Annotated in this window: 9 protein-coding genes; 4 read left to right on the top strand and 5 right to left on the bottom strand. The window is 29.4% G+C overall.

Features of this window, described 5'->3' with window-relative positions:
- Positions 1 to 146: 146 nt before the first annotated feature.
- Positions 147 to 953, top strand: a complete 807-nt coding sequence (locus C7958_RS15220) for a hypothetical protein (RefSeq protein ID WP_111573520.1) — start codon at positions 147 to 149, stop codon at positions 951 to 953.
- 14 nt (positions 954 to 967) lie between these two features.
- Positions 968 to 1,723: an IS21-like element helper ATPase IstB gene (gene istB / locus C7958_RS15215; RefSeq protein ID WP_111573519.1), complete on the top strand. Its 756-nt coding sequence runs from the start codon at positions 968 to 970 to the stop codon at positions 1,721 to 1,723.
- Between the two features lie 45 nt (positions 1,724 to 1,768).
- Here the strand turns inward: istB and C7958_RS15210 are convergent, their stop codons facing one another.
- The 5 genes from C7958_RS15210 to C7958_RS15190 form a co-directional block, all read right to left on the bottom strand.
- The gene (locus C7958_RS15210) at positions 1,769 to 2,047 is read right to left on the bottom strand and encodes a hypothetical protein (RefSeq protein ID WP_111573518.1); all 279 of its coding nucleotides are present in this window, start codon (positions 2,045 to 2,047) and stop codon (positions 1,769 to 1,771) included.
- Positions 2,048 to 2,265: 218 nt separating this feature from the next.
- A complete protein-coding gene (locus tag C7958_RS15205) occupies positions 2,266 to 3,300 on the bottom strand; it encodes a hypothetical protein (protein ID WP_111573517.1) in 1,035 nt (344 codons plus the stop codon).
- An 855-nt stretch (positions 3,301 to 4,155) separates the two neighbouring features.
- Entirely contained in the window at positions 4,156 to 4,701 is a 546-nt protein-coding gene (locus C7958_RS15200) for a site-specific integrase (RefSeq protein ID WP_111573516.1), read from the bottom strand.
- A gap of 191 nt (positions 4,702 to 4,892) precedes the next feature.
- Positions 4,893 to 6,137, bottom strand: a complete 1,245-nt coding sequence (locus tag C7958_RS15195) for a hypothetical protein (RefSeq protein ID WP_111573515.1) — start codon at positions 6,135 to 6,137, stop codon at positions 4,893 to 4,895.
- A 178-nt stretch (positions 6,138 to 6,315) separates the two neighbouring features.
- Entirely contained in the window at positions 6,316 to 6,837 is a 522-nt protein-coding gene (locus C7958_RS15190; protein WP_111573514.1) for a hypothetical protein, read from the bottom strand.
- Between the two features lie 144 nt (positions 6,838 to 6,981).
- Here C7958_RS15190 and istA point away from each other — a divergent pair, with 144 nt between their 5' ends.
- Positions 6,982 to 8,508: an IS21 family transposase gene (gene istA, locus C7958_RS15185; RefSeq protein WP_375670026.1), complete on the top strand. Its 1,527-nt coding sequence runs from the start codon at positions 6,982 to 6,984 to the stop codon at positions 8,506 to 8,508.
- On the top strand, positions 8,501 to 8,889 hold a 389-nt coding region (locus C7958_RS15180; RefSeq protein ID WP_166668569.1), incomplete at its 3' end, for an ATP-binding protein. The genes istA and C7958_RS15180, both read left to right, overlap by 8 nt.

Raw genomic sequence — 8,889 nt, 5'->3', positions numbered from 1 at the left:
TAATGGAATTATGTAAAGTAAATTTGGAAACTATCCTGTTATCATTATAGTCTAAGAATTTACTTTACATAATCATATACTTTGCATAACCCTTCTTATGTAAAGCTTTACATAATAAGGGCCGTATTGAAAATGTTGTTGGCTATGTGAAAAATAATTTTGCAGCTCATAGAACATTTATCAATTTAGAAAAGTGGAATGAGGATTGTCTTAAGTGGCTTGAACGCCGTGCTAATGGGAAAATACATGGCACAACGAAAAAAATACCAGCTCAGGTATTCACCGTCGAAAAGAAATACCTGAAGCCAGTATTCGAAAAAATTAAAAATAATTCTTCTGACTTAAGTATAACTTATCAGGTGAGAAAAGACAATACTATCCCGATAAAAGGTAACAGATATTCTGTTCCTTTAGGTACCTATCAGGGTCCTGAAAGTTATGTTAAAGTGCTTGAAGACAGTGATAAATACCTGATATATGATTTTGAAAGTACAGCTAAACTGGCAGAACATAAAATAATTAAAACAAAAGGTAAACTCTCTAAAAATAGAGATCACGGTAGAAAGAAATCTGATAATATTGACAAACTGATAGAAAAGATAACTCTTCTCTTTCCTGAACACAAAAGAGCAGATAAATTTCTATCAAGAATCAGAAAAGAAAAACAGCGATATATCAGAGATCAACTGCTTGTAATAGAAAAAGCTTTAGAGAATAAAGATTCTGAAACTATCACAAAAGCATTAGAATACTGTATTGGTAATAAACTCTACAGTGCCAGTGATTTCAGAGATGTTATCAATTTCTATGATAAAGAAAAAATCAAGTCTAAAATTGATGATATTTTACTGGTAGCTGATAATATAGCCTTAAATGAAAAAGATAAAGCTAAACTTGCTGCTAAACCAGCAGTAAGAGACCTTGATGTGTATCAAAAAATATTTGATTCTTAAAACTGGAGGTATCAATGACAACCACAATTTCAAACCTAAAAAATAAATTTAAAGCTTTAAAGTTAAAAAACGCTTCTGAGAATATATCAGAAATCATATCTTACGCTGTTGAAAATGCCTTCTCCAGTGAGAAACTGGTTGAGTATATACTGGATCAGGAAATTGAAGCACGAGAAGCGGCCAGACTGGAAAAATACTTAAAACAGGCGGCATTCCCAGAGTATAAAACTCTGGCTGAGTTTAATCTTGAAGAGCAGCAGTCATTATCTAAAAAACAATTTAACCAGCTACAAGAACTATCCTGGCTTGAGCGGGGCTACAATATAGTCCTGCTTGGACCCAGCGGTTTGGGCAAGACTCACCTTAGTATTGGTCTCGGAATTCATGCCATTAACGAAGGTTACAAAGTAATATTTGCAGGCATTAGTGATTTAATTTACTGGCTTAAAACTGCTGAAATGATTAGATCTTCTAAAACTAAACTCAATAGAGTTTTAAAGTGTGATTTATTAATTATTGATGACATTATGTTTATGGCAATGGAAAACCAGGAATCCAACCTCTTTTTCCAGCTGATAAACAAACTGTATGGTCAGACTTCAATTATTATCACCTCGAATAAAGGACCAACAGACTGGGGTGAATTATTAGGTGATCAAGCTATAACAGCTGCAATTTTAGATCGTATAATTCATAAGTGCGAAATCATCAATTTAGATGGTGATAGCTACAGGCTGACTCACAGAGAAACCATTTTTGGTAAATCTTAGGTGTAAAATCTTATTTAACGAAAAGTGTAAAATATTATTTGACATTCACACTTGATTTACATGAGTCATAAATCCATTAAAATCCTCATCAATTTTATTATTTGTTTTTCTTGTATTTACTCTCTCTGGTGCATATACTTGAAAAAATATTTTTTCTTTATTAAGTAATCCATCAACTTTTCTATCCCCTATTGAACCTTGAGGCTTTATAGGTGTATAATTTCCTCCATAAATCTTTGCCATATAAAAATTAAATTTATCTTGAAATTTAGTTTTAGTTGAAAGCACTAACTCCGATTCAATTTCTATTAATTTTCTTTGCATTTTTTCTTTCCCTCCCAAATTTTCATTTTATAAAATATCAAAATCAATGATATAATAAATTAAAATCCAAATATTAAGATAAAACTTGCATTAGCTCTGTCATCTAACGTCCCTGGGATTTAAGAAGTTTATGAGGCTTAGGGCGACTGCCCTTGCCGAATAAATTTGGATGGAGCGCAGCGAAATCTTCAATCCCATGTTATATGAAGTTGGGGCTATTAGTTATTAATATACTCGATACTAGCTTTCTCTAAATCTTCTAAAGTGAAAATATCATATGATTTTTTATTCATAAGTTTCATTCTTTCATTGAAGTAAAATTTCTTGGTTTTATTATCAAATTGGTTCCAATTATCTTCTTTATCTAAAATATTTAACATATGTTCTCTAGTCTGATCAAAAATTGAAATATTATAATTAGTAAATAAACCTTTTTTAGAGTTCAATATATCATTTAATATTTTTCTGCGACGATTTTCAGGAATTTTATCCCAAACACTTGGCTTAATATACCAGTGATCTGTTGCATGAATCATCAAAGTTTCTATAGCTATTAACATTAATAATGGATCTTGAGTATAATGAGTTATATAATTATCTAAAATATTTTTGAATTTAACATTTGTTGCAATAGTAAAAAGAGTACCATTTTCTTGAGGAATAATGTTAAAGATAAAATAATTTCTTGTAGTACTTTTATCTTTTTTAAAACTAGCCAATCCTGATAAACATACTGGAACTAAATGTTCTATTAAAACTGTCTGATAGTAAATATTATTCTCTTCTTTTTCTATATCTCGGAAAAGAGGGTTAAAATAGTTATTCGATAAAGATTCAATATCTTTATTTAAATCTTCTATTAGATTATTCATAAACAAAATTTTAAAATCTTTGCTATCAAGCATTAATTTATAAAACTTCTTCTTTAGTTTCATTTTTCGTAAATATTTTGCAAGTATTTTTTTAAAATTGTCCAATTGATAGTTCTTATATTCATTTTTTTTATTTATATTATTTTCTAATAAAATATTTTTTTCGTGAAGTTCTCTGCATAATGATCTAAAAAGTTGCAACTTAATATCTCTATCATACTTAAATTCTTTATTCTTTTCAAAACTATTAAAAGTACTTTCATGTTCAATACAAAAACCTGGAAAAGTAGAGGCATAATTGATACTTGTCTTTTTCATCGTTATTTTACTTTTTTCATAAGAAAATACTGGTCTATAAACATGATTTTTTTCTGCAATCATTTTTAATCCACCATTTTTTTGAATCGTATGAGAATGTTTAATACTTTTTTCATTACAATCTGGAAACATACAAGTTTTTGAATTTTTAAATCTTTTTCGATATTTTTGTATATATTTATAGAAAAAAGCTTTTTTTTCGTTATTAGTAAATATATTTTTAGGATTCTGTTTAATAAATTATATTAAAGCCTTATCTAATGCTTTCTTATATTTTTTTCTATTTCTTTCATCCTCTTCATCTCCAAAAGCAAATAGTTTGTTGCCCCAATTTCATATAACGATTCTGGGATTCGCGGTGTGCCCGATGTCCACAGACCTGGTGCAAAGTTAGCTTTCATATCCGCAATTGTTCAAGTGCTAACTTTGTACCAGAGGGCATGCCGTTAATCCCATGTTATCTGTCTGTTATAGCAACATCGACTCTATTACTTCTCATTTATCTTCAAAACTCCGAACCTCTATCCTCTTTTTTGCCACGGTCTTCCCGCAAAAAACTTAACCATAAGTCGGCAGTTTTGAAGATAATGCTATGACCTCTCATAAAATTGATCATGGTTTTCTATTTCTTAGTGCACTCAGGTTCGTTAATACCCTGCAGTTTCTATTTTCCTACCCAGAAGAAAGTATAAAAATATCATCATGCGATAACCAAACCCTTTCTCTTGGTCTTATTAGCTGCAGTAACTTTTGCTATAATGTCAGATAACTAAGTTATTTATGAAATAAAGTACATGATTTCTGAATTTATTTCTCCTTATTACCATTACATTTATTCAAAAGTAATATTTATCCTTTTATTTTACATCTGTCTATTCCACTAATATAATTCATTATTTAAATCAATTATTTTTTATTTTATAATGAAAAATTCTTCATAGAATTATCCATAACATCCTGGTTAATCCCAATATAGTTTAAAGTAATACTCGGTGCAGAATGATTAAATAGCTCCTGAAGCAATGCTACATCTTTATGTTGCTTGTAATGGTGATAACCGAAGGTTTTCCTCGTGGAATGACAGCCAATACTATCTAAACCCACTTTTGTCCCTGCACCATTTAGAATCCTATAAGCCTGGCTCCGAGATAATGGTTGATTGTTACCATTTCTACTCTGGAATAAATACTCATGATCAGCCATATTACTAATATAATTATCTAAGGCATTTCTTAGTACTGAGTTAATGAAGAATTTTTTGGATTTATTAGTTTTCTCCTCTTTAAGAATAATGTGAGTCTGATTTCTAACATCCTTTACTTTAAGTTTAAGCATATCTCCAATTCTAAGCCCTGTATTAATCCCAACCACGAAAAGTAAGTAATTTCTGTAATTATCCTTTAGCAGCTCCATTTTCACTTCTTCAATCTTTTCTCGATCACGAATAGGTTCAACTTTATTCATTACTAATCACCCCTCAATTTATAATATTTTATCTATTAAAGTGTATTTAATACTTAAATCTACTTTAATATGTTGTATCATATATTAAAAAAATATATTTAAAGTGCCACCAACACTGATATATAAAAGATAGTGACACTTTTTATCAATGGGACTTAATGTATATTTTGTTGTATTAATAGAATTCTTAATCATAAGTTATAAAATATTTTAACTTCAGCTTTTTCAACTTTAACAATTTTTAAATCTATATCTTTTTTAAAATTTAATATAGCATAATTATTATAATCTTGATCCTTTACGCCTTTATATTTTATTCCATTATATCCAATCATTTTACAACATTCTGAGATATAGTTTGTTAGCAAATATTCATTATGTAATTTTTTATTTTTTTTTGGAGATTGTGATAAATATTCGCCAAAATTGCCCATAAAGTTGCTTAGATCTAATATTTTTAAAGGATTTACTATTTTTATTGTAGCAATATCTAGAGAATGCTTATCAGAATAATTTAATTCTCTTGGAATAATTCCTTTATCATCAGAACAATATAAAACAGGATTGCCAACAATATTATATCTTCCATGAGTAGATATTCCTTGCGATGGATTCCACATCTTATTTTCGTCAAATTTGCTTGCTCCTTTTTGATTTAAGCGACCACGATAAAGCTTTTTATTCTCTAATTTAATAAAATCATTATTTTCATACATTCTTTTAAATAAGTTGTATATTTTTTTTCCTATTCTATATTTAAAACCTAACATAGGATATAAAGAAAGTAGTTCTGTAAAAAGATTAAATTCAATATCTCTAATAAAGATATCATAAGTTTCCATTTTTGGATATAAATCTTCTAAATTTATATCATAAAATAGCTCCTCAAATTTTTTATTGTTCATAGAATATAAATATAAATCTTTCATTTCATGACTTGAATCAGTTATTTTAAATTTATTATTACAATTATTACATTCTAAATTAGGAATTATATATTCAAAATAATTTGAAGGAATTTTATACATCTCTAAAAAATCTCTTATCGTTTCACCTTCAAATAATTTTTCTTTATATTTTTTTTTATATAAATCGTTAATTTCTTCTACATCTTTTCCTATTTCGCATTTACTACAATAATCTATCTTACTTATAATATCTTTTTCTAAAATTTTCAGAATCATTTCCACAAATTTATTTTTTTTATCTTTATAAATATAATAATCTTCATTATAAATTTTTTTGCTACAACAACTACATTTTTGATATACTCCATTTTCGTCTTCATTATCTTTCTCATCATCAAATTTAATTCTATTGCCATACAAATTATCAAATTCTTTATCATAATTAAAAACTTCAATTAAATTTCTGTTTCTTAACTTTTTTGTTGCTTCAACTAAACCTGTACATTCTAAACAAATTACTTCATCCATGAATATAAGCTCCTTCATAATTTAACTTTTAAACTAGTAAAATAAAATCAAGTATTAAATTGATTTTCTCAAATTATTCTCAGTTCCCCTCAAACATCTAAAGAATGATATTAAATATTTTACAATAAAAATTAATTTACTTAATCATATTTCTATAAAAGTCATCCTAAGGATTAAATTATTTTACTCTTTTAATATAATTATTTAATACTTTTTCGAATATTTGGTCTCCCAACCACTGGATATAATCAACTATAACTCTTTCTAAACAATTTTCATCTAATTTTTTTTGATTGCTTTTAGTATCTGGTAATAATTCTGGATATTTTTTTAGCAAATCAAACATCCGTCCTACTAACTCAGCCCCTTTATCATCCATCTCTTTAACTTTCGGATTTCCTAAAATTTTATCTTTATGGATCTGTTTTAAAGCTTTATAAGCTTTTTTTAATTCAGGGCTAAAGTCTACTATATTATTTCCATTGCTAAATTTAATCACATCATCAATTAAAATATGAAACCAATTTTCATTTTCTATATGACTTACCTCTTTCCATATTGAAACGATTTCATCTTTTGTTACAAAGTCATTCATAATTCCGTCTTGAATATCATGATACAAATAAGCCAAACTGTCACTTAACCTAACTACTTGTCCTTCCATATATTTGTTGTATACTAAAATTACCGGGAATTGCAAAGTAGTATTCCCGGAAGTTGCAAACTAAAATTCCCTATTATTGCAGAATAAAAAAAGTCATTGCAGTCACCCCCAAAATACCGTACCCTTATATTAAGTCAACCACAACTTATATAAGGGAGGAAAATGGAGATGACATTAGCAATGACTGATATTAATGATATCAAAAAACTGTACTTTAAGAAAGGTTTAAATGTGGCTGAAATAATGAGAAAAACGGGTCATGATCGCAAAACAATTAATAAATACCTCGATATGACTGATTTTAATCTAGTTTTAGAACCACCTGAAAGATCCAAGCGTGGCTCAAAGCTGGACCCATTTAAGAAAACTATTGATGAGTGGCTTGAAGCTGATAAAAAAGTCTGGAGAAAACAGCGTCATACTGCGAAAAGGGTACATACCAGATTAACTGAACTCTATGGCAGTAAATATGACTGCTCCTATCGATTGTTAGCTGAATATGTGAAAATCAAAAAGAAAGAAATATTTTCTGATGAGCCTAAATTCTTTTTACCGTTAAAACATCTGCCTGGAGAAGCTCAGGTTGACTTTGGCAGAACAGATTTTAGAGAAAATGGGACTTTTTATGAAGGTCGTCACTTAAATCTTAGCTTTCCACAAAGTAATACTGGTTATGCACAGCTTTTTAAAGGTGAAAACCTGCAGTGTTTAGAGCAGGGCATGATTAACATATTTAATTATCTTGGTGGTGTTCCCTCAAGAATAGTTTTTGATAATGCTTCCAGTATGGTTTCAGATATTGGGAAAAACAAGTATCGAAAGCTGACTGAACACTTCATGATGTTTAAAAACCATTTTAGATTTGAAGCAGTATTTTGTAATCCGGCTAGTGGACATGAAAAAGGCAATATTGAGGGGAAAGTAGGCTATCACAGGCGCAACTATTTTGTGCCACCACCAGAATTTGATGACTTAGATGAATTCAATAAATCATTACTTACTGAACTTGACGATGATCAGAATCGTGAACATTACAGAAAAAATGCTACTCAGCATGAATTATTTCAGGCTGATCTAAAGGCATTATTACCGCTGCCTGAGGTCGAATTTGAGCCAGCAATAGTTGTTTCTAAAAAAACTGATGCTAATGCTTTTATTACTATCCATAAAGGTAAACACAGATATTCTACTAAACCCAGTCTTGCCAAAAGCAATGTTTTTGTTAAACTTACAGCTGAGAAAGTGATAATCTTAGACCAGGATCTGAAAGAGATTGTCATTCATGATAGGCTTTATGGTGACTTAAAACAGGAATCAATTAACTGGCTCCTTTATTTAAGTCAGGTAGCCAAAAGGCCAACAGCTTTAAAATATACTGGAATCTTTGATCTGTTTCCTGAAGAGGCTAAAGAATATCTTGATGGCTTAGATTATGAAAACTTAAGAGCAACTCTAAAAACTTTAAATACACTGACAGAAGAAACTAATTTTGAAGCTGCAGTAGATGCACTCTTAGATGCTATCTCTCATGGAGCAAGTGATACTGACAGTATTCAGGTACTATTTAAGAGAAAGAACTCTAAGATTATGGAACTTGATGGTCATTTAGCAGCTAAAAATGCACCTGAATTGCCTGAACTAAAACCTGATATTAGTTTTTATGATACTTTCTATACTGTAGCAGATGGAGTTGAAGCCAATGATTAAAGAGCAGATTGCAGCCTGCTGCAAAACTCTCAAGTTAAGTCAGAACATAGCTGATAATTTTGAAAGTATTGAAGCAGAAAATCGTTATGAGTTTCTACTTAAAATACTGCAAAATGAAGTCGAATACCGTAAAGCCAAAAAGATAGAGAGACTGATTAAACAGGCTAAATTTTATACTATTAAGACCTTTGAAGGCTATTCGTTTGATGAAATCAGAATACCTTCTGCACTATCAATTGAGGATCTGAAAACAGTAAGCTTTATTGAAAAAAACGAAAATCTAATACTGTATGGGGCCGCTGGTACCGGGAAATCTCATCTTGCAACGGCAATTGGCCTGGAAGCCTGCCGCCAGAGAAAATCAGTTTTATTTTTTAGAAC

The sequence above is a fragment of the Halanaerobium saccharolyticum genome, from assembly GCF_003259895.1.
Taxonomy (GTDB): Bacteria; Bacillota; Halanaerobiia; order Halanaerobiales; family Halanaerobiaceae; genus Halanaerobium; species Halanaerobium saccharolyticum_A.
The sequence above is the reverse complement of the archived record's forward strand: the minus strand, read 5'-3'. Positions and strand labels throughout refer to the sequence as shown.

Bases quoted from the DNA above. Each gene is read 5' to 3' on its own strand.
- C7958_RS15210 (WP_111573518.1), bottom strand. From the start codon at position 2,047: ATGCAAAGAAAATTAATAGAAATTGAATCGGAGTTAGTGCTTTCAACT.
- istA (WP_375670026.1), top strand. From the start codon at position 6,982: ATGACTGATATTAATGATATCAAAAAACTGTACTTTAAGAAAGGTTTA.
- istB (WP_111573519.1), top strand. From the start codon at position 968: ATGACAACCACAATTTCAAACCTAAAAAATAAATTTAAAGCTTTAAAG.
- C7958_RS15205 (WP_111573517.1), bottom strand. From the start codon at position 3,300: ATGATTGCAGAAAAAAATCATGTTTATAGACCAGTATTTTCTTATGAA.
- C7958_RS15195 (WP_111573515.1), bottom strand. From the start codon at position 6,137: ATGGATGAAGTAATTTGTTTAGAATGTACAGGTTTAGTTGAAGCAACA.
- C7958_RS15200 (WP_111573516.1), bottom strand. From the start codon at position 4,701: ATGAATAAAGTTGAACCTATTCGTGATCGAGAAAAGATTGAAGAAGTG.